Here is a 20730-nt window from a genome sequence, read left to right as displayed (position 1 = left end):
ATGGTATGAACAGTATACCCGATCTTTACGTCTTTGCTTGACCCGGGTCAAAAAAAACGAATTAGCAGGTTGTTGAAAAACAGCCATCTCGCCGCCGTCCTCGAAGGCCCTTTCGTGCGGCGTAGCGCTGCTACGCCTCCTCAGGGCTTTCTGCGGGTGCGACGATCTGACTATTTTTGAACAACCTGAGTTTTCAATAACCTGTTAAGGGAGGAAGCCATGTCCAAGGTGTATTTTGCCGATATGCGTGCCGGCCATAAGGAAAATCTGTTCGACAAGATCGGCAAGCTGCTGGCCCTGGCCGGTATGGGGCAGCACATTGCCGAAGGAGACCTGACGGCGGTCAAGATCCATTTCGGCGAGAAGGGGAACAGCGCCTTCATCCGCCCGATCTTTGCCCGGCGGGTGGTGGAGGAGATCAAGAAGCTGGGGGCCAAGCCCTTTCTGACCGATTCATCGACCCTGTATCCCGGCGAGCGCAAGGAGGCGGTCTCGGCCCTGGTCTGCGCCATCGAAAACGGCTTCGGCTATGCCTGCGCCGGGGCGCCGCTGATCATCAGCGACGGCCTGCGCGGGGTGACCGAGACGGACGTCGCCATTGACGGCGATCTGCTGAAAAAGGTCCACATCGGCACCGAGATCGTGGAGGCCGACTCGCTGGTCTGCCTGACCCACTTCAAATGCCATGAACTGACCGGCTTCGGCGGGGCTATCAAGAATCTGGGCATGGGGTGCGCCAGCCGCAAGGGGAAACTGGTGCAGCACTCCACTGTAGCCCCCGAGGTGGCGGAAGCCTACTGCACCGGGTGCGGCGCCTGCCTCAAGGCCTGCGCCCACGACGCCATCCGGATCATCGAGGGGAAGGCGACCATCGATCCCGAGCTCTGCGCCGGTTGCAGCCGCTGCATCAGCGTCTGTCCGGTGAAGGTCATCAATGTCCAATGGAACGAGGCGGCCGACCTGGTGATGAGGAAGATGGCCGAGTACGCCAAGGGCGCCGTGACCGGCAAGGAGGGGCGGGCGGTCTACCTGAGTTTCATCACCCAGGTCTCTCCGGCCTGCGACTGTTACGGCCACGCCGATGCGCCGATCGTCAACGATATCGGCATCTGCGCCTCCACCGATCCGGTGGCCATCGACCAGGCCTGCGCCGACCTGGTCAACGGGGCCCGGGGCAACGAGGGTTCGGCCCTGAAGAGCGGCCATGAGCCGGGGGGGGACAAGTTCCGTGGCGTATACCCCCAGATCCCCTGGGAGGTGCAATTGGAGCATGGCGAGAAGGTCGGCCTGGGGTCGAGGGGCTACGAACTGGTCAAGATCTGAACGGGCAAATCTGCCGCAGTGCCGCGGCGGCAGGTAATGGGGACCCTGAATCCGTGACGCCTTCATGCCTTCACTGGTCCGGAAGTCCTCTGCCTTTGACTTTGAATAGATTGCGACAATCAGGCGGCGGACGGGCCTCGTGAGTGAGCTGTTACGACATGGCGACGCGCGGGCTCCGGATCTTCCGGACGTTGCGGCATTCCGGCGTCACGGATTCAGGGGGACATTATGAAAGCAGTTGTCCAGCGTGTCAGTTTTGCTTCCGTTACCGTGGACGAAAGCCTGGTCGGCCGGATCGGGAAAGGCGTCCTGGTCCTCTTGGGCGTGGAGAAGGGCGATGACGAGTCCCGGGCCGACTGGCTGGCGGAGAAGATCGCCGGCCTGCGCATCTTCGCGGATGAGGAGGACAAGATGAACCTTGCCCTCGCGGATGTGGGGGGGGCGGTCCTGGTGGTTTCCCAGTTCACCCTGGCCGGCAATTGCGACAAGGGGCGGCGCCCCTCCTTCGATACGGCGGCACCGCCGGAGGAGGGCAAGCGGCTGTACGAATATTTCACGGCTGCGGTGGAGAAGCTCGGTCTGCCGGTGCAGACCGGCATCTTCCAGGCCGATATGAAGGTGCATCTGGTGAACGACGGGCCGGTCACCTTTATCCTGGAGCGCTAAGGGTGGGTTGTTGAAAAACAGCCATCTCGCCGCCATCCTCGAAGGCCCTTTCGTGCGGCGTAGCGCCTGGCCTTCGCAGCCAAAGCTGCTTCGGCGGAGTAGGCCTGCTACGCCTCCTCTGGGCCTTCTGCGGGTGCGACGATCTGACTATTTTTGAACAACCTGGATTTTTTAGCAGCCTGTTAACACTATCGGTTCACGCGCAGGTCGATGATCATGTTTGGCGGCAACGGCTGACCGTTGAAAAGATCGGTGGGTGGGCTGGGGGTTGACTCCGTGTTGCCGAAGGCGTACTCCAGAACGGCATGGCGGCCGTTGTCGTCAAGCCAGACGATCCGGTCATTCTCCACGCCGCTTTCCTCGCCGGCGGAATAGGACTTGGTGGCGCGGTCGCGGCAGTCGAGCGGGTCGTTGACCGCGTTGATGGAATCCAGGCACCGCCCAAGGTGCTTGGCCCGCGCCATGATGTCGCGGCTGGCCTTTGCCAGTTCCTGCTTCCTGGCGATCTCGCCATAACCCATGGCGCCCGAAAATGCGGTTCTGACCCAGCCTCCCTCGGCGCTGCGGATTACCCATGCGGTGACCAGAACCCCGTCCGCCCGTTTCTCCACGGCGATAGTCGCCGGGCACGTGGCCGGTGGCTTGCCCGACCATTTCCTGGTCCGATTGATCTCTCCGAATACCTTGGTGGTGCAGTCGGCAAGGGTTGCCACATCACCGGCACGGGCCGGTGCGGCGGCAAGGATGAGAAACATCGCAAGCACTGAAGCGGGGTAGCGCATCGCCTTCTCCTCTTGGACGGCCGTCTTGGCCTTTCCGTTTGCGTCCAGTATAGCACGTATCGCCGCCGATGTCTGGGCGCGCGGCGTTGTTTTATCTCAGGCACGCCCCGTGCCGCATTGTTTGTAATCGAAGTGAGGTCATAAGCGGAGAGGTGGATACGGTGGCGGTCCGGGAAGAAGGGTGGGGGCGAGGAAGGGCGATCACGGGATGGTTTTCGTGCCATACCGCGCCATCGGTCGTCCAGCGAAATGCGGGTGCAGGCGGAACGAGAAAGGGGCCAACCGTATTCGGCTGACCCCTTATTTTTTAAATGGTCGGGATGACTGGATTTGAACCAGCGGCCCCCTGCTCCCGAAGCAGGTGCGCTACCAGGCTGCGCTACATCCCGAGGAATATTTTTTTTAGCATCTACAAGGAGTTTTTGTCAAGGGGAAAGACGACAGCCACGGCAGCTGGCGTGGTCCGCAGCAGCCCGTGGCGAGCTCCCCCCATGTTTCCCCAAGAAAAAACACGTTTTCCCCTCAGCAGCCAAACGTCCCGCCGACACCGGCAAAACTCCCGCCAACAGCCAAGCAAGCCCGCTGCGATCAAACGGGACCAGATGGGGACCGGGGGGCCGGAGAGCGCACCTGTCCGAGTGTCGTGTGTCCTGCCCATGCCCGTAGCGCAGCGAAACGGGGGAGACGGTCAGCCCCCACAGCTGCAGCCGCAGGAGCAAGCCAATCCCCTTGCCTTCTCGAACGACTCGCGCCCTTCCCGCCACGACAACCACGCGATGAGGATAGCCCCCGCAGCGTCGAGGCTGCCGATACCGGTTGCCTCGTAGCCAAGGCTCGCGGCCAACAGCACCAGCGACAGGTACAGGCAGGTCTTCGAGCAGGCAGCGTCGGCCAGGATGGCCGCCGAACCGAGTGTTTTGCCAACCTTGGTCTTGGAGTGGATCAGCCCCCACATGAAGGAGATGGAGACCAGGGAGACGACAACACCCCAAAAGGTCGTCTCGGGTTTGTGCTGCTGGTAGATGCTCAGGCAGGCCATCAGCAGCAGTCCGGCCGTCAGTGCATAGAAGGAGCCGCCGGTGATCTTGAGGGCCTTGCGTTCGAAGTCGTCCCGCTGTTCGCCGCCGTTCGCGCGAACTCTGCGGAGCATGTGCCAGACCCCAACGGCGGAGACGACCTCGATGAACGAGTCAACGCCGAAGCCGAAGAGGGTCAGTGTTTCGTCGCTCGCCCCCAGCCAGACGGAAGCAAGGCCTTCGAGGAGATTGTAGAGGATGGTGAAGACCGCAAGGGCTCTCGCGGTCGAGAACAACTTTTCGCGTTCGCTCTGCTGCATGCTGCTTTCTTTCTTGTCGGGGCTGGAAGTGCAACAGCAGCTGTCGCTGCACAGTCCGCGCCGCAATTTTCGGGAAAGGTACCAGTAGCCCCAGCCGATGGACAGCAGTGTGACGGCAGCCATGAGCGGCTTGCCGACCCCAAGGGCCTTGGCCCCGAAGAGCCCCAGGTAGACCCCCAACATGGGAGAACCACAGCAGCCGATGAGGAAACAGCCCGCCGCCATGATGACCCCGACCAGAGTGACGCTTCCGGCAGCTCCGGCGGCCATGGCTGCCTGCCGAGTCGAGAGGTATTGTCCCAGCGCCCAGGCGGCGAAAGCGGCACCGAGAGCATAGGAGAGTCCGAGCAGGTAGTCCTGCTCCTCGAAGTAGGTAGCAAACCCCCACCACGCACCACTGCCCACACCGACGTCGGCCCAGCCTTCGGGGGGTGCCGCAGCCACCTGTCGAAGGTAGAGGGCGTGTCCTGCAAGAACCAGCAGAAAAACAGCGGGGGGGAGCCAGTGCACCAACGAACTCCGGGGGCGGGAAGTGGACGTCACTGCTGTGTTACCCGCTCCGCTGCGAAAGTGTAACCCTTGGCAGTCTTTTTCAGCGTACCGTCAACCTTGACGACCGCCTTGGCGACGGGCGCGGCCCCACTCCAGAGGAACGGGATCTTTTTCGTAGTCTTGTCCGTCGGGCACTCCGTGGTGCAGCTCGCGCAGTTCGCACTGTCGATCAAGGTGAAGCCCTTGCCCGGCGTCGCGGCTGCCACCCTGCCAACCACCGTCACCTTGCCGACGAAGGCTTCCGGCTTGGCAGCCAGCTGATTGACGGCCAGCGCCTTGACTGCAGCCGTCGGAGGGGCTGCGAAGACTGGAGCAGACAGCGACAGAGCGGTCGCTACAGCGGCCACAAGGAACTTGTTTGGCATTATTTTTCCCTCCTTCTGGGGCTCTGCGTGTTCAGATAAGGATACGGCAGATGCCGGGAGAAGGGAACGAAAAAGATGCGAACCCTCCCTCTCGGCAACACCCCGGAAAAGTGTAGGCTCCCCAATCGACGACGTTTTTCCCGCCCCCCGGATATGGATAAGCACCACAGCATAGGTCTCATTGGTGGAATGGCGATGTGGGTAAGTACTATCAATTTATTTGGCTGGAGGTATCTCAGGCACAAGATGGGGCCACAAGGTGGGTTGTGGAACACAGCCCCGGACATCATATCGTGTGACCAAGCTACTCTTGACTTGCCAGCCCGAAATTCCTATTCTACTCCCTTCAAAATTAAACTCATAGCGAAGCAAACGTGCGATGTGCCGGTTACATTCCCGCATATTGCCGGCGCAAAACAGTATGAGTACGTCAGAAGGCCTCGAAAATGCCCATCACAGAAATTCTTGCCCGCAACGCTGCCCTGTACGGCGAAGAGATCAGCCTGGTCGAAATCAATCCCGGCATCAGAGAGGTTAAAGCAAGCTGGAAGGATTACGAGCTTGTGGAAACCAATCCGGAAAAGAAGTACCGGAGGGATATTACCTGGCGCGAGTTTGACGACAAAGCCAACCGCTTGGCCAATTTCCTGCGGGAAAGAGGCTTGCAGAGAGGCCACAAGGTTGCCATTCTGCTTATGAACTGCCTTGAGTGGCTGCCGATTTATTTCGGCATCCTGAAGACCGGTGCCATTGCGGTGCCGCTCAACTACCGATATACCGAGGAAGAGATCAAATACTGCCTCGATCTGGCCGAGTGTGACATTTTGGTTTTCGGGCCGGAATTTACCGAGAGGGTCGCTGCGATCCGCGGGCAGATTCCGAAGGTAAAGATACGGCTGTTTTTGGGGCATGGTTGCCCCGCTTTTGCCGAAAGCTATTATGCGCTCACGGCGTGCTGCTCCTCCACGGCTCCCAAAGTCACACTCTCCGACGATGATGACGCGGTTATCTATTTTTCATCCGGCACCACCGGTTTCCCAAAGGCGGTGCTTCATGCGCACCGCAGCCTGATGACATCCTGCGCCGCTGAAATGAACCACCACAAACAGACACGCGAGGACAACTTCCTCTGTATTCCGCCGCTCTACCATACCGGAGCGAAAATGCACTGGTTCGGCAGTCTCCTGTCCGGCAGCAAAGCCGTTCTGCTGCGTGGCGTCAAACCGGAGTGGATAATCAAAACCATATCCGAGGAGCGGATAACAGTCCTTTGGCTGCTCGTTCCGTGGGCGCAGGACATCCTGGACGCCATCGACCGCGGGGATATAACGCCGGAGGAATATCATCTGGATCAGTGCAGGCTCATGCATATCGGCGCGCAGCCGGTTCCCCCCAGCTTGATCAATCGCTGGAAAAAACATTTCCCCCATCACGATTACGACACCAATTATGGCCTGTCGGAAGCCATCGGCCCCGGCTGTGTCCATCTCGGCATCGAAAATAGCCATAAAGTCGGCGCTATCGGGAAGGCGGGATACCAATGGGAATTGCAGATCGTGGATGCAAGCGGCCGTGAGGTGGAGCCGGGCGAAGTCGGCGAGCTTTGCGTGAAAGGCCCCGGCGTCATGAAATGCTATTACAACAACCCCGAAGCCTCTGCCGAAGTGCTCAAGGACGGGTGGCTGTACACCGGCGATATGGCGCGCATGGATGAAGACGGTTTTGTCTATCTCGTTGATCGCAAAAAGGATGTAATCATCTGCGGTGGCGAGAACCTGTATCCCGTGCAGATCGAGAATTTTCTGCATACGTACGACGCGGTCAAGGATGTGGCCGTAATCGGCCTTCCCGACCGGCATCTGGGTGAAATACCAGCGGCGATAATTGAGTTGAAGCCGGGCTTTTCCTGCTCTGAAGCCGAGATGGCGCAGTTCTGCACCGGGTTGCCGCGCTACAAGCGGCCGCGCAAAATCATATTCGAAGAGATACCGCGCAATCCCACGGGAAAAATTGAAAAGCAGCGACTCCGCGAGAAGCATTTTTGCGGCAGCCTTGTGGAGGCGCAAACCGAGAACCATTGACACGACAATCGGATGTATCCCCGCATGCATGCTTCCGTCCCACGCGTCATGCCTTGTTTTTTGGGGGACTTTCGGGTAGCATGTCCGCCTGCCTGATCAGGGGCGGGCGGGAGGACAGAACGCGAGGGGCCGCGAAGAATACCTACTATGATCAGGTACCTCCGGGAGGATCGGGAACGATGAACAACAGTATCGGGCAAGAGATCAGGGAACTGCTCAAGCTGCACAATGCCGTGCTGCTGGCTCACAACTACATGCGCGACGAGGTTCAGGAGATAGCGGACATCACCGGAGATTCCCTGGCCCTCTCCATGGAGGCGGCCAAGACGAAGGCGGATGTGATCGTCTTTTGTGGTGTGCACTTCATGGCCGAGTCGGCCGCCATTCTGTCCCCCGACAAAAAGGTGCTGCTGCCCCGCCCCGATGCCGGCTGTCCCATGGCCGACATGGTCACGGTGGAGGAGTTGGAGGCGCTCAAAGCCAAACACCCCGGCGTGCCGGTGGTGACCTACGTCAACTCGTCGGCCGAGATCAAGGCCCACTCCGATATCTGCTGCACCTCGGCCAATGCCCTCAGGGTGGTCAGATCGCTTACGGAGGACGAACTCATCTTTGTGCCGGACCGCAACCTGGGGCGCTGGGTGGCCCGATTCGTCCCGGAAAAGCGCTTCGTCTTCTGGGAGGGGTTCTGCCCGACCCACGAACGAATGACCGTGGAGGCGGTTCAGCGGAAAAAGAGCGAACACCCCGACGCCCTGTTCATCTGCCACCCGGAAAGTGCGCCCGAGGTCTCGGCCCTGGCCGATCATGTCTGCTCCACCAGCGGGATGTACGACTACTGCCGCGCCAGTTCGGCCCGGAAGTTCATCGTCGGCACCGAGGCCGGCATCCTCTACAAGCTGCGGCTGGAGAATCCGGGCAAGGAGTTCATCCTGGCCTCGCCGGCCCTGATCTGCCCCAACATGAAGCTCACCTCCCTGGAGGACGTACTCTACTCGCTCCAGACCATGTCGCCGGTGGTGACCGTTACCGAGGAGACCCGCGTCAAGGCCAGGCAGGCCCTGGACAGGATGCTGGCCGTGCCACGGGACTGAGAGGTTGTTGAAAAACTAAGGTTGTTCAAAAATAGTCAGATCGTCACACCCGCAGAATGCCCTGAGGAGGCGTAGCAGCGCTACGCCGCACGAAAAGGCGTTCGAGGACGGCGGCGAGATGGCTGTTTTTCAACAACCCACCTACATCAGGATGCGCGTCAGGAAGTAATCCGCCACCAGGATCAGCATGAAGGAGAGCACCACCGAACGGGTGGTGGAAACGCCGATCCCCCGCGCACCGCCCGAGGTGTTGAACCCCACGTAGCAGCAGATGACGGCGATGATGCCGCCGAAGACAAAGGACTTGATCAGGCCGGCGGCGATCTCCCTGAATTTGAGCGCCAAGCGCAGGGAATCGGTGTAGGTGGCGTAGGAGATGAACAGCTTCGGGTGCAGGTGGCTGATGATGGCGCCGCCAAGCATGCCGACGCAGTCGGAATAGATGGTCAGGATCGGCACGCAGATCAGGGCCGCGATCAGGCGCGGCATGGCCAGATAGCGCACCGGGTCGATCTCCAGGGTCGTGAGGGCGTCGATCTCCTCGTAGACCTTCATGACGCCGATCTCCGCCGCCATGGCGCTGCCCGCCCTGCCCGCCACCAGGAAGCTGACCATGACCGGCCCCATTTCCCGCACCATGGAGAGGCCGACGATACTGCCGACGATATCCTGGGTGCCGTACTTGGACAGTTCCACCCCGGTTTGCAGCGCCAGGACCATGCCGACGAAGAAGGCCATCACCGAGGCCACCGGCAGGGTCTCATAGCCGATGATGGCCACCTGGGCCAGGATGGACGGCATGTTGTGGGGCGCCTCGCGGAAGGCGAATACGGTCCGCTTGAGCAGGATCAGCACCTCGCCGACGATGCCGAACGAGTAGATCAGTTGTTTGCCGATGAATTCGAGAAATTTGGTCATGGTTTATCCTGAAAGAGGCCTTCTCCCGCATGGTCCGGGGTGTTCATGGTGTACAGAATACCCTATATCCCGAACGGTATCCAGAAGATACTCAGGGATGTCCCCCCCTTGTCCGTGGCATAGCCGAACAGTCCCTTCAGCAGTTTGAATTCGCTCCCCTCCCGGGCGGAACGGTACGAAACCAGCGGCGAGAGTTCCCAGGCGCTCTCGTTGCCCCGTTTTTCACGCCAGAAGAGGTTCCAGAGGATCGATGTCGCGCCATCACCCTTGTCGTCCCACGTGCTGATGAAAAGCCTCCAGAGCGGTGCCAGGTTGCGTTCAACCCGGTCGTTCCAGAAGACCGGTTCCACCAGGGCGGGCATGGAGAGGGTCCGCAGGCCGTTCTCGTCCCGCTTCCAGGCGTAGAGCGGCCAGAAGGCGCTCTGGGCGCGATCTTTGCCCGCTTGGGGCCAGGATTCGTCCGCACGGTGGAACAGGAAATAGAAGAGGCTGGTCTTCTCCTGGCGGAACAGGGGGGAGTCGATGGTCGCTTTGCGGTAGATCGGCCACATGACCCAGCGGCTGCTCCCCTCCTTGGTCTTCGATTCGGCATAAAAGGGGATGAAGCGTTCGGTGCTGGAAGTGGCGCTCGTGGCGGTCACCCAGAAGGGCCAGAAAAAGTCCCGCTCCACGACCGTTCCCGCGCCGTCCCGCACCACGCCGCACAGGGGCCAGGGGATGTGGGTCGAACTGCGCTGCGGCGACTCTGACGAGGCATAAAACGGCAGCAGGTTGAGGTTTCTGGTCGGATTATCCGTGTCCTGGCCGAGATGCTCGTCGCTGTAGATCGGCCAGAGTGCGAACCGTTTTTCGTAAACCCCCTCCTTGCGCGACTGTCCGTACAGGGGCCAGACGGCGAAGCCGCTTTCTTTTTCGCCTGACACGCTGTTGAAGATCGGGTAGAGCCAGTTGGTGGAGGTGGTGCCCCGCTTCACGGTGCGCCCATAGAGGGGAAACAGGACGTAATGGTACTCGTCGCGCCAGAAGCGCTCGTAGATGTCCCCGTACAGGGGGAATACGGAGGTGTAGGGGCCGTATTTGTCGGAGGTGCCGCTGATGTAGAAGGGGAACAGCATGCTGCTGTGCCGCTCCTCATCCGTCCCGGCGCGTTCGGTATGTTTTTGGAACAGGTGCAGCACCTGGGTGTCGGAATCGGTCTCGCCGCTGCTGGTGGAGGCCAGGGGGTAGAGGATATCGCTTTCGGCGGCTCCAGGGGTTGATTGCTTGAAAAAGAGCGGCCTGACGGCGGTCCTGGTCGTGTCGCCGCTGCGTTCCCGTTTGAAGATCGGCCCCAGGATGGAGAGGTTGCTGTAGCCGGTCGCCGGGCTGGAACGATAATCGAACAGCGGCCAGAGGGTGACGATGGTGCCCGATGGCACCGGTGGTGGTTCTGCGGGCTCGGCATTTCCCTCGCCATGGGCGAGGGCGGTGCTTACAAGAAGGATCGCGATGCAGTGTACAAACGTTTTTTTCATTCCTGCTCCCTGGGATCATCGACGGCAGGGCCATTATTCCTTATCGGCCCAGGAGAGTCAACCGCGAAAGGCCCTTGTTGCCGGGCGCTTTTACAAAACTATTACAAACATCAAATCCGATCCCCTGTATGATGACTTCATGGATGTAGAGTCTCTTTGGAGGAGAGTTATGGCGCAGTCGTTGACGATAGGAAAGTACACCGTCCCGTATCCGATTATTCAGGGGGGGATGGGGGTGCGCATCTCCGCCGGCCGCCTGGCCGGCACTGTCGCCAAGTGCGGCGGCATCGGGCTGGTTGCGGCGGCCGGTATCGGCCTGGGCAGCGGTTTTTACAACGGCAGGAATTTCTTCCAGGCCGATGCCGAGGGCTTTAAGGCAGAGATTCGCAAGGCCTATGAGATCGCACCGGACGGGGTCATCGGCGTCAACGTCATGGTCGCGTTGTCCGATTTCGAACAACTCGTCAGGGCTGCCGTGGAAGCGGGCGCCAAGGTGATCGTCTGCGGCGCCGGACTCCCCATGAGTCTGCCGGAGTTGACCGCCGAGCATCCCGATGTGGCCCTGGTGCCGATCGTATCCTCCCTGCGGGCGGCACAGCTCATTGCCCGCAAATGGCTGAAAGCCTATAAGCGTCTGCCGGATGCGGTGGTGGTCGAAGACCCGGATACCGCCGGTGGCCACCTGGGTGAAAAGATGGAGAATATCGGCACCGGCGAGTATGACCAGTATGCCACCGTGCGTCAGGTCAAGGCTTTTTTCCGCGACGACTGCGGCGTCGAGGTTCCGGTGATCGCGGCCGGCGGCGTATGGGACCGGGCCGACGTGGAACATGCCTTGGCGGAAGGCGCCGACGGCGTACAGATGGCCAGCCGTTTTGTCTGCACCGAAGAGTGCGATGCCGATGATGCCTTTAAGCAGGCCTACCTCAGCTGCACCAAGGAGGATATCGGGCTGATCATGAGTCCGGCCGGTCTGCCGGGGCGGGCCATTTTGAGCAACAAGGACAACATCCGCCGCTATGATGTGGAGAATAATACCCCCTGCCGCATGGGATGCCTGAAAAAATGCTCCTACAAGGAAACCGGCGAACGTTTCTGTATCGTCTCCTCTCTTGATCGCGCCCAGCGGGGGGAGGTGGACACCGGTCTGGTCTTCTGCGGCACCAATGCCTGGAAAGCCGATCGCATCACCACCGTGCAGGAGATCTTCGACGAACTGTTCGGCGAGGCGGAAGAGGCGCTGCAGGAAGCAGCCTGATCCTTACCCCCTGCCACACGACAGAGTACCTACCTCGGCCCGCCGGAATTTTTTCCTGCGGGCCGTTTTCGTTCCGCACCCCGCTGGCCGCCCCGTCCCCTCCCGTTTTCCCTTGACCGTCACCAGGTCCGATGTTATATAAAGAAAAGTTGATATAATAAAATTGGTAATCGTGATATGAACCTGCTGGATACACTCAAAGCCCTTGCCGACCCTTCCCGCCTCCGTCTGGTGGCGGTGCTGCTGCACGGTGAATTTACCGTCCAGGAATTGACCCGCATCCTGGCCATGGGGCAGTCTCGCATCTCCCGGCATTTGAAGATCCTGACCGAGGCCGGTGTGTTGGCCGTCAAGCACCAGGGGACCTGGAGCTACTACCGGGCGGGCGAGGCGAGTCGTTTTTTCAACGCCATCCGCCCGGCTTTCGAGGTCGAGTTGAACGGCCTGCCCGAGCGGGGCCGCGACCTGTCCGCTGTGGCCGAGGTGCTGGAGGACCGCCGGCGGCGCAGCCAGGAGTTTTTCGACCGCCATGCCCGCCAGTGGGACGACCTGGCCGGGACGCTCCTGCCGGTTCCCGAGTATCGCCGGCACCTGCTTGAACTTGTGCCCGATGATGGTACCGTTTTAGAGATCGGTACCGGCACCGGCGGGCTGCTGCCTGAACTGGCGGCCCGGGCGGCCAGGGTGATCGGCGTGGACCATTCCCCCGCCATGCTGGAGGAGGCCCGTCGCCGGCTGGCGCACGACGGCGCAGGCGGCATCGAACTGCGCCTGGGGGAGATGACCCACCTGCCCCTGTCCGACGCCTCGGTGGGATGCGTGGTGGCCAACATGGTGCTGCATCATGCCGCCAACCCGGCGGCCGTACTTGCCGAAATCAGGCGGGTGCTGGCCCCCGGGGGGGTACTGTTGCTGGCCGATCTTGCCCGCCATGAGCGGGAAGCGGCCCGGGAACAGTTGGCCGACCAGTGGCTGGGGTTTGAGGAGGCGGAGTTGGGCTCGTGGCTGATGACGGCGGGATTTTCCAAGGCTTCTTGTGAAAGAATAGAAGGGGAGAGCGGACAGGAAACGGTGCTGGTGGTGAAGGGAGTGGTATCGTAGGGGCGCTGCTTGCTGCGCCCGATAGTCTGTGTTGGCGAGAGTACAGGGTCTAGCTTCCCGAGTAACTACTATGAAAGAAAAATTTGAGAAATTTTCACAACTCGTTGAGTCAGGTCAGGTTGAAATTTATAACGAGTTCAGCCTGCAGCATGAGTTGGGTCTTTATCTGAGGTCTGCAATTCAGGATGCAAAGGTAAAGGTACAGTTTGAGAGGAATGTCTCCTTCTTCTTTGATTCAATCAATTCATTTCGAAAAAAAGAAATTGATATTTCTATTTTTTTAACTGACAAATCCAGGAAACTTTGCGCTATCGAGTTAAAATATCCACGCAATGGACAGTACCCAGAACAAATGTTCAGTTTTTGCAGAGACATTCACTTTTTAGAACAGCTCAAAGTGGCAGGGTTTGAAAAAGCATACTTCATAGTTTTTGCGGATGAAAAGCCATTTTACGAGGGCAAAGCAGACGGGATTTATGGGTACTTCCGAAGTGGGAGGACACTGTCTGGAACTATCCAGAAGCCAACTGGAAGCAGAGATGATTTCATAGAAATCGGTGGGAGTTATTCTGTCTGTTGGAGCACTGTCAGAGGTGATCTTAAGTTCGCTATCGTTGAAGTGTGAAAATTAGGCCCGAAAGGCAGCCGGGTCAAGGTGTATGGAAATTATTGGGCGAAATACCAGAGCACAACGAAGCAACGCCCCGCGACGTGAATAAAACTATGACCTTCAACCCGGATATCCATCATCGCCGTTCCATCCGGCTCCGTGATTACGATTATACCTCTGCCGGGGCGTATTTCGTAACGATCTGCACACAGGGAAAGGAATGTCTATTTGGGCGGATTGATGGGGAAGTTATGGTGGCGAATGATGCCGAGCGGTTGGTTGAATCGGTATGGTATTCATTACCGGAGCGGTTTTCCGGCACTGAATTGGATGCCTTCGTGATCATGCCAAATCATGTGCATTTCATTGTTTTTCTCGTAGGGGCGACGCTTGCTCCGCCCCTAACAAAAGACGGTGGGACAAGCAAGGGCGCAGCAAGCAGCACCCCTACATTGGGTTCCGTTGTCCGGGCATTCAAATCGATATCCGCCATTGAGGTAAACCGAGTGCTGGGACGACAGGGACAACCGTTATGGCAACGCAATTATTATGAACGGGTAGTGCGGGATGATGGCGAATTGCGTGGATTCCGCGAATACATCCAGCACAACCCGGCCTGCTGGTCCGAGGACGAAAACAATGATTTAACGACGTAGGGGCGCTGTTTGCTGCGCCCCGTTTCCCGGGCTCAATAAACCAGGGCGGAGCAAGCGCCGCCCCTACAAAATCGATACGAACACCACACAAAAGGAGAGTAAACAGATGTCCAAAGATTTTATCGTCGCAGACCTTGCCCTGGCCGATTGGGGCCGCAAGGAGATCAGGATTGCCGAAACCGAGATGCCGGGCCTGATGGCCATCCGCGAGGAGTATGCCGCCGCCAAGCCGCTCAAGGGAGCCCGCATTACCGGTTCGCTGCACATGACCATCCAGACCGCCGTGCTGATCGAGACGCTGGTTGCCCTGGGCGCCGAAGTGCGCTGGGCATCCTGCAACATCTTCTCGACCCAGGACCACGCCGCCGCCGCCATTGCCGCCGCCGGCGTGCCGGTCTTCGCCGTCAAGGGGGAGAGCCTGGAACAGTACTGGGACTACACCCACAGGATCTTCGAGTGGCCCGATGGCGGCTTCTCCAACATGATCCTGGACGACGGGGGAGACGCCACCCTGTTGCTGCACCTGGGCGCACGGGCCGAGAAGGATAGCAGCGTGCTCAATAACCCCGGTTCCGAGGAGGAGACCATCCTCTTCGCCGCCATCGGGAAAAAACTGGCCGTTGACCCGACCTGGTACTCCACCCGCATCGCCCGGATCCAGGGCGTGACCGAGGAGACCACCACCGGCGTGCATCGCCTCTACCAGATGCATGAGCGCGGCGAACTGCGCTTCCCGGCCATCAACGTCAACGATTCGGTCACCAAGTCCAAGTTCGACAACCTCTACGGTTGCCGCGAATCCCTGGTGGACGGCATCAAACGCGCCACCGACGTGATGATCGCCGGCAAGGTGGCCCTGATCTGCGGCTATGGCGACGTGGGCAAGGGCTCGGCCCAGGCCATGCGGGCGCTGTCGGCCCAGGTGTGGGTGACCGAGGTCGATCCGATCTGCGCCCTGCAGGCCGCCATGGAAGGCTACCGCGTGGTGACCATGGAATACGCCGCCGACAAGGCCGACATCTTCGTCACCTGCACCGGCAACTACCACGTCATCACCCACGACCACATGGCCCGCATGAAGGACCAGGCCATCGTCTGCAACATCGGCCACTTCGACAACGAGATCGAGGTCGCCGCCCTGGAGAAATACCAGTGGGAGGAGATCAAGCCCCAGGTGGATCACATCATCTTCCCGGACGGCAAACGCATCATCCTGCTGGCCAAAGGGCGCCTCGTCAATCTGGGCTGCGCCACCGGCCACCCCAGCTATGTGATGAGTTCCTCCTTCGCCAACCAGACCATCGCCCAGATCGAGATCTTCACCAATCCTGGCAAATACCCGGTGGGGGTCTACACCCTGCCCAAGCATCTGGACGAGAAGGTGGCGCGCCTGCAACTCAAGAAGCTCAATGCCCAATTGTCGGTGCTGAGCGACGAACAGGCCGCGTATATCGGGGTGAAGAAGGAAGGCCCCTACAAGGCGGAGCATTACCGGTATTGAGCCGGCCCGCATAACGGGGCTGGGCAGCACAACGAAAGGGGGCGGCATCATGCGATGCCGCCCCCTTTTCGTTTCGTGTGCCGCGGGAAGGCTATTTCTTTTTGTCCGCCTCGTCCATCGTCTTGATCAGGGCGTCGGTCACGTCCTGAGCGTCCACGTCGCTGCCGACATAGAGCAGTTGCTTTTTGATGATGATAATGGCAAAGCCGTTGGCCTTACCGTAGGCCGCGGCCGCCCGCTCGGTTTCATCGTACAGCGCCTTGGTTTCCTTTTCCTGCAGGGAGGACAACTCCTCTTCCAATTGTCTGCCGAACTTCTGGAACTCTTCCACCTTTTTCTGGAATTCCTTTTCCCTGGCGGCACGTTGGGCCGGGGAGAGAGTGGGGAGCTTGGCCTGGATGCTGGCGCGCAGTTTGTCCAACTGCTTCCGCTTGCCGTCGACCCTGGTCTGGAGCTTGTCCTTCTTTGCCTGGAGTTTGGTTTGAACCGCCTTGCCCCGTTCGGTTTCGTCGCCGACACGGGCCAGGTCAACGGTGCCGAGCTTGGTCGTCTGGCGGATCGGGGCGGCCTCGGAGGTTTTCTTCTCCGGCGCGGCCGCCGCGGGGGCGGTGGGGGCAGATGCTGCTGCGGCAGGCTTTGTGCCGGCTGCCGGAGCCGGATCGGAAGCGGCTGCCAGGCCGGGGAGGCTTGTGACAAGGGCAGCGACGAGAAGCGTTTTCACTAGGGTGATCATAACAACTCCATTTCGTTTTTGGGGAATGATGCTACCGCTACAGCATAAAAGGATTGGCGTCGTGAGGCAACACAATTTCCCGCAGCAGGGCGGCGCCGGGCGCGGTCCTGGGGGCTCTAGTTGAGGACCTCCATGTAGATGTCGAACGCATTTTTCTGATACAGGGCCCTGATGTCGTTGATCTCGTCATAGGCGGAGACCAGCGTCGAGGTGACATAGGGGTCCAGGTGGGTGCCGGTGAGGCTGTTCAGGGTGCTGATGGTGTCGCGCTTGCACATCCCCTTGCGATAGGGCCTGTCCTCGGAGAGGGCCGTAAAGATATCGGCGACCGCCATGACCCGGGACCCCAGGGAGAGTTCGCTGTCCGTGCGTCTGAAGGGGTACCCGCTGCCGTCCAGCTTCTCGTGGTGTTCGCAAGCCCACTTGACGACGTTTTCCATGCCCCGCACCTTTCTGAGCGCCGCGAAGGTTATGTAGGAGTGGGACCGCATGACCGCCATTTCCTCCCTGTTCAGGCTCGACGGCTTGTAGAGGATCTCGGCCGGGACGGAAAGCTTGCCGAGGTCGTGCAGGTGTCCGGCAATTTCGAAAAGGGTCCCTTCGGCGCTGCTGAAGCCTATTTTACGGCTGACAGCCTGTGCCACCCGGGCGACGCCGATGGAGTGGGTCGCCGTAAACCGGCACTTATAGTCGATGATGTTGGAGATGAGGCGGGAAAATTCGTAGAGTTCGTCGATGCCGATATCGATGGAAGAAGAGCGGATCGAACTGTTGACCAAATATTTGACGTCGTTGCTGTTCATGTCGAGCCAAAACGAATCCCTTTGGGCCAGTTCATGGAATGCGGCCACGATATCGGGATGGAACACGGCATCGGCATGCTCTTCGACGGTCTCCAAAATGTCATGGGAGTGCAAGAGGATGTTGTTGTTGACCGCGGAAAGGGTTGCTACGCGATCTGCCAGGTGGATGATATGGCTGGTGAACGGTATGGCGCGGCCGTCCCCGGTGCCGGCCCCCTCGCCATGCTTCCAGGAGGTGTGGTGGAATCGGACTATTTCGGAGATATCGATGAACGTAAGGCCCTTGAGGAGTTTCGAGCCGATCTCGGCATGGTTGTTCGCCGTTGTGTCGAATTCAAAGTGCGTGATCGAGTTCGCCTCGTCGCCGGTGAAGACGCCGCAGTCGTGGAGCAGTGCGGCATAGATCATCCTCTCGATGTCGTTGTTGCTCATGCCGAGCATGGTGCCGATCCGCATGGAGATATAGGCGACCTTGCCATGGTGCTCGGACAGGTTGCTGTTGATCATGTCCAGGGCATTTGAAACCGATTCGATGAGATCCCATACCATTATCTTCATATTACTTCCCTTGCGGATCGAATACCCGCGTTGTTTGTCGGTGAGAAACCATCACGTGGTTGGTCGTGGCGCCGGGTTTCGGAAGGCCGCCCTGCCTGCGTGGGTGCTGTTTGAAAATGGAAAAGGCTTTGCAGAAGTCTGCAAAGCCTTAATTCCTTAAATGGTGCCGAAGACTGGAATCGAACCAGCACTCCCTTGCGAGAACCAGAACCTGAATCTGGCGCGTCTACCAATTCCGCCACTTCGGCAACGAGAATCTTTTCTTTACCATTAATGACAGGCCGATGCAAGAAAAAAATGGCTATTTCCCTTGCCATCATCCCTTCCGATTTGTTACAGTCCCTTGCCTTACCATCACATTCTTAAGGATTGCCTTCCATTTATGAACCTCCTTGCCGTTGAAAAGCCCGCCCGTTACATGGGGGGAGAGATGGGCTCCATTCGCAAGGATGAGGCCGAACTGCGTTTTGCCCTAGCCTTCCCGGACGTCTATGAAGTCGGCATGAGCCACCTGGGGCTGCGGATCCTGTATCATGTTCTCAATGCCGTTGACGGGATTGCGGCGGAGCGCGTCTATGCCCCATGGCCGGATATGGAGTCCCAGATGGAGGCCGCAGGCTCCCTCCTGACGACCCTGGAAAGCGCTACCCCGCTGGCGGCCTGCGATATCATCGGTTTTACCCTACAGTATGAACTCTCCTATACCAATATCCTCACTATGCTGCGCCTGGCCGGCATACCGCTTTTGGCCGACGAGCGCCATGACGTTTTCCCGTTGGTCATCGCCGGCGGCCCGTGCGCCTATAACCCTGAGCCGCTGGCCCCGTTCTTCGACGCCTTCCTGCTGGGCGACGGTGAAGAGGCGGTGCTGGAGATCGCCGAGGCTGCGCGTCTGGCAAAGCGTGCAGGCCTGGGAAAGGCGGCGCTCCTGGAGCGTCTGGCCGCCATCGAGGGGGTATACGTCCCCTCGTATTTTGAACCCCGCTACCACCCGGACGGGAGCATCGCGGAGATTGTCCCGCTCAAGCCCGGCGTGGGGCGTGTGCGTCGCCGTTTTCTCGCGAACCTTGACACGGCACCCTATCCCGCTGCGCCGGTCGTCCCCTTCATGAAGACCATCCATGACCGGGTGGCGGTGGAGATCGCCCGCGGTTGCACCCGCGGCTGCCGTTTCTGCCAGGCTGGCTATATCTATCGGCCGGTGCGCGAGCGTTCGCCCGGAACCATCTTCGATCTGGTGGAAAAGTCCCTGGAGGCCACCGGCTATGACGAGGTGTCGCTCCTGTCGCTCTCTTCGGGGGACTATTCCTGTATTGCTCCGCTTTTGACCGGGCTGATGGAGCGCTATGCCCATGACCGGGTGGCGGTTTCCCTGCCGTCGCTCAGGGTCGGGACCCTCACCGAAGGGTTGATCGCCGAGATAAAGAAGGTGCGCAAGACCGGGTTCACCCTGGCCCCGGAGGCGGGCAGCGAGCGGATGCGCGGGGTGATCAACAAGGGCATCACCGAGGCGGACCTCCTGGAGGGGGCGGCCAACGTCTATGGGGCCGGGTGGCGGCTCATCAAACTCTACTTTATGATCGGCCTGCCGGGGGAGACCCTGGATGATGTGCTGGAAATCCCCGCCCTGGCGCGCCGGGTCAAGGACCAGGCCAAAGGGTCGGGTGTTTCGGGCGAGGTCAACGTGTCGGTCAGCAGTTTCGTTCCCAAGGCACATACGCCTTTCCAGTGGGAACCGCAGATCTCCCAGGACGAGATCAGGGAGCGGCAGGGTCTGTTGCGCGGCGAATTGAAGCGGCGCAAGCTCAATTTCAAGTGGCAGGACGCCCCGCTTTCATTCATGGAGGGGGTCTTTGCCCGGGGCGACCGGCGGCTGGCACCGGTGCTGGTGCGGGCGGTAGAACTGGGCTGCCGTTTTGACGGCTGGGGGGAGCACTTCTCACCGGAACGCTGGCGGCAAGCCTTCGCCGACTGCGGCATCGAGCCCGAATGGTACTTGCGCCGGCGGGCCCTGGACGAAGTCCTGCCGTGGGACCATCTCGACTGCGGCGTTACGCGGGAGTTTTTGCTGGCGGAGCGGGAGCGCGCCTTCGCGGAGTTGGCGACCGAGGATTGCCGCCACGGCCGGTGCAGCGCCTGCGGCGTCTGCGACTTCAGCGTCGTGGAACCGCGGCTCTCGCCCCATGAGGCCGTGCCGGCGCCGGCTCCCGCGGCGCTGGTCGAGCCGTTGCCGGCACGTATCCGGCTGCGCTTTGCGAAAACCGGTGCCATGCGTTTTCTGAGCCATCTTGAGTTGATTACGGTCTTCACGCGCGCCGTCAGCCGGGCAGGGGTGCCGATCCTTTTTTCCCAAGGTTTCCACCCCCATCCCAAATTCTCCTTTGCCACCGCCACCTCGGTTGGTATAGAATCCAGGGCGGAATACATGGATATGGTTGTGGCGGCCGGCTGCGAAGCGGCTGAGGTGCAGCGCAGGCTGAACAACGTCCTGCCCGAGGGGCTGCGGATTCTGGAGGCGGAACAGGTGGACGTGAAATCACCATCTCTTTCGACCCAGATGATCGCCACCCATTATCGTATAACCTTTAATAATGCGCCCTGTGACGATCTGCCTCAAAAATGTGAGCAGTTTTTGGCGCACAGTGATTTCGTCATTCAGCGGATTAAAAAGGGCGAACGTCAAACTATTGATCTGCGGTCGGAAACCGTATCGCTCGTTGCCGGGCCCGACTCGCTGGACCTGGTTGCCGGCAGGGGCAAGCCGGTGGAGTATGTCCGCGCCATTACCGGCAACGATGCGCTCGCCATGGATGACCTGCGGGTTGAAAAGCTCGATGTCGTTTTTGCCGCGCCATCGCCACGTGACTGATTTTGAATGC

General features: G+C 59.9%; 17 protein-coding genes and 2 tRNA genes. 10 read left to right on the top strand and 9 right to left on the bottom strand.

Annotation, left to right across the window (positions count from 1 at the left end):
- Positions 1 to 219 precede the first annotated feature (219 nt).
- The gene (locus ET418_RS11610; RefSeq protein ID WP_149307781.1) at positions 220 to 1323 is read left to right on the top strand and encodes a DUF362 domain-containing protein; all 1104 of its coding nucleotides are present in this window, start codon (positions 220 to 222) and stop codon (positions 1321 to 1323) included.
- Between the two features lie 228 nt (positions 1324 to 1551).
- Positions 1552 to 1989 (top strand): D-aminoacyl-tRNA deacylase, encoded by a 438-nt coding sequence (gene dtd, locus ET418_RS11605; protein ID WP_149307780.1) that lies wholly within the window; start codon positions 1552 to 1554, stop codon positions 1987 to 1989.
- 188 nt (positions 1990 to 2177) lie between these two features.
- On the opposite strand, the gene ET418_RS11600 is transcribed toward dtd, so the two are convergent.
- The 4 genes from ET418_RS11600 to ET418_RS11585 form a co-directional block, all read right to left on the bottom strand.
- Positions 2178 to 2771, bottom strand: coding sequence for a hypothetical protein (locus ET418_RS11600; protein ID WP_149307779.1), 594 nt, complete (start codon positions 2769 to 2771; stop codon positions 2178 to 2180).
- Between the two features lie 312 nt (positions 2772 to 3083).
- A tRNA-Pro gene (locus ET418_RS11595) sits at positions 3084 to 3160 on the bottom strand.
- 299 nt (positions 3161 to 3459) lie between these two features.
- Positions 3460 to 4107 carry a cation diffusion facilitator family transporter gene (locus ET418_RS11590; RefSeq protein WP_149307813.1) on the bottom strand — a complete coding sequence of 216 codons (648 nt, stop codon included), beginning with the start codon at positions 4105 to 4107 and terminating at the stop codon, positions 3460 to 3462.
- Positions 4108 to 4646: 539 nt separating this feature from the next.
- The gene (locus ET418_RS11585; protein WP_149307778.1) at positions 4647 to 5024 is read right to left on the bottom strand and encodes a hypothetical protein; all 378 of its coding nucleotides are present in this window, start codon (positions 5022 to 5024) and stop codon (positions 4647 to 4649) included.
- Between the two features lie 446 nt (positions 5025 to 5470).
- On the opposite strand from ET418_RS11585, the gene ET418_RS11580 reads away from it, so the two are divergent.
- Positions 5471 to 7105, top strand: coding sequence for a class I adenylate-forming enzyme family protein (locus tag ET418_RS11580; RefSeq protein ID WP_149307777.1), 1635 nt, complete (start codon positions 5471 to 5473; stop codon positions 7103 to 7105).
- Between the two features lie 179 nt (positions 7106 to 7284).
- Positions 7285 to 8199, top strand: coding sequence for a quinolinate synthase NadA (gene nadA, locus ET418_RS11575; RefSeq protein ID WP_149307776.1), 915 nt, complete (start codon positions 7285 to 7287; stop codon positions 8197 to 8199).
- 141 nt (positions 8200 to 8340) lie between these two features.
- Here nadA and ET418_RS11570 read toward each other — a convergent pair whose 3' ends face one another.
- Positions 8341 to 9117 (bottom strand): MlaE family ABC transporter permease, encoded by a 777-nt coding sequence (locus ET418_RS11570; RefSeq protein WP_149307775.1) that lies wholly within the window; start codon positions 9115 to 9117, stop codon positions 8341 to 8343.
- 62 nt (positions 9118 to 9179) lie between these two features.
- On the bottom strand, positions 9180 to 10631 hold the full coding sequence (locus ET418_RS11565) for a hypothetical protein (RefSeq protein WP_149307774.1): 1452 nt from the start codon (positions 10629 to 10631) through the stop codon (positions 9180 to 9182).
- A gap of 169 nt (positions 10632 to 10800) precedes the next feature.
- On the opposite strand from ET418_RS11565, the gene ET418_RS11560 reads away from it, so the two are divergent.
- The 5 genes from ET418_RS11560 (at position 10801) to ahcY (ending at position 15757) form a co-directional block, all read left to right on the top strand.
- Positions 10801 to 11889, top strand: coding sequence for an NAD(P)H-dependent flavin oxidoreductase (locus tag ET418_RS11560; protein ID WP_149307773.1), 1089 nt, complete (start codon positions 10801 to 10803; stop codon positions 11887 to 11889).
- A gap of 177 nt (positions 11890 to 12066) precedes the next feature.
- A complete protein-coding gene (locus ET418_RS11555; protein ID WP_149307772.1) occupies positions 12067 to 12990 on the top strand; it encodes an ArsR/SmtB family transcription factor in 924 nt (307 codons plus the stop codon).
- Positions 12991 to 13060: 70 nt separating this feature from the next.
- A complete protein-coding gene (locus tag ET418_RS11550) occupies positions 13061 to 13615 on the top strand; it encodes a hypothetical protein (protein WP_149307771.1) in 555 nt (184 codons plus the stop codon).
- Positions 13616 to 13659: 44 nt separating this feature from the next.
- A complete protein-coding gene (locus tag ET418_RS11545) occupies positions 13660 to 14256 on the top strand; it encodes a transposase (protein WP_246153033.1) in 597 nt (198 codons plus the stop codon).
- Between the two features lie 106 nt (positions 14257 to 14362).
- Positions 14363 to 15757: an adenosylhomocysteinase gene (gene ahcY / locus ET418_RS11540; protein ID WP_149307770.1), complete on the top strand. Its 1395-nt coding sequence runs from the start codon at positions 14363 to 14365 to the stop codon at positions 15755 to 15757.
- Positions 15758 to 15848: 91 nt separating this feature from the next.
- On the opposite strand, the gene ET418_RS11535 is transcribed toward ahcY, so the two are convergent.
- From ET418_RS11535 to ET418_RS11525, 3 genes are all read right to left on the bottom strand, one after another.
- A complete protein-coding gene (locus ET418_RS11535) occupies positions 15849 to 16490 on the bottom strand; it encodes an OmpH/Skp family outer membrane protein (protein WP_149307769.1) in 642 nt (213 codons plus the stop codon).
- A 116-nt stretch (positions 16491 to 16606) separates the two neighbouring features.
- The gene (locus tag ET418_RS11530; protein WP_149307768.1) at positions 16607 to 17851 is read right to left on the bottom strand and encodes an HD domain-containing phosphohydrolase; all 1245 of its coding nucleotides are present in this window, start codon (positions 17849 to 17851) and stop codon (positions 16607 to 16609) included.
- Between the two features lie 161 nt (positions 17852 to 18012).
- A tRNA-Leu gene (locus ET418_RS11525) sits at positions 18013 to 18099 on the bottom strand.
- A gap of 134 nt (positions 18100 to 18233) precedes the next feature.
- On the opposite strand from ET418_RS11525, the gene ET418_RS11520 reads away from it, so the two are divergent.
- On the top strand, positions 18234 to 20720 hold the full coding sequence (locus ET418_RS11520; RefSeq protein ID WP_149307767.1) for a TIGR03960 family B12-binding radical SAM protein: 2487 nt from the start codon (positions 18234 to 18236) through the stop codon (positions 20718 to 20720).
- The last annotated feature ends 10 nt before the right edge of the window (positions 20721 to 20730 follow it).

The organism is Oryzomonas rubra (assembly GCF_008369015.1).
Taxonomy (GTDB): domain Bacteria; phylum Desulfobacterota; class Desulfuromonadia; order Geobacterales; family Pseudopelobacteraceae; genus Oryzomonas; species Oryzomonas japonica.
The sequence above is the reverse complement of the archived record's forward strand: the minus strand, read 5'-3'. Positions and strand labels throughout refer to the sequence as shown.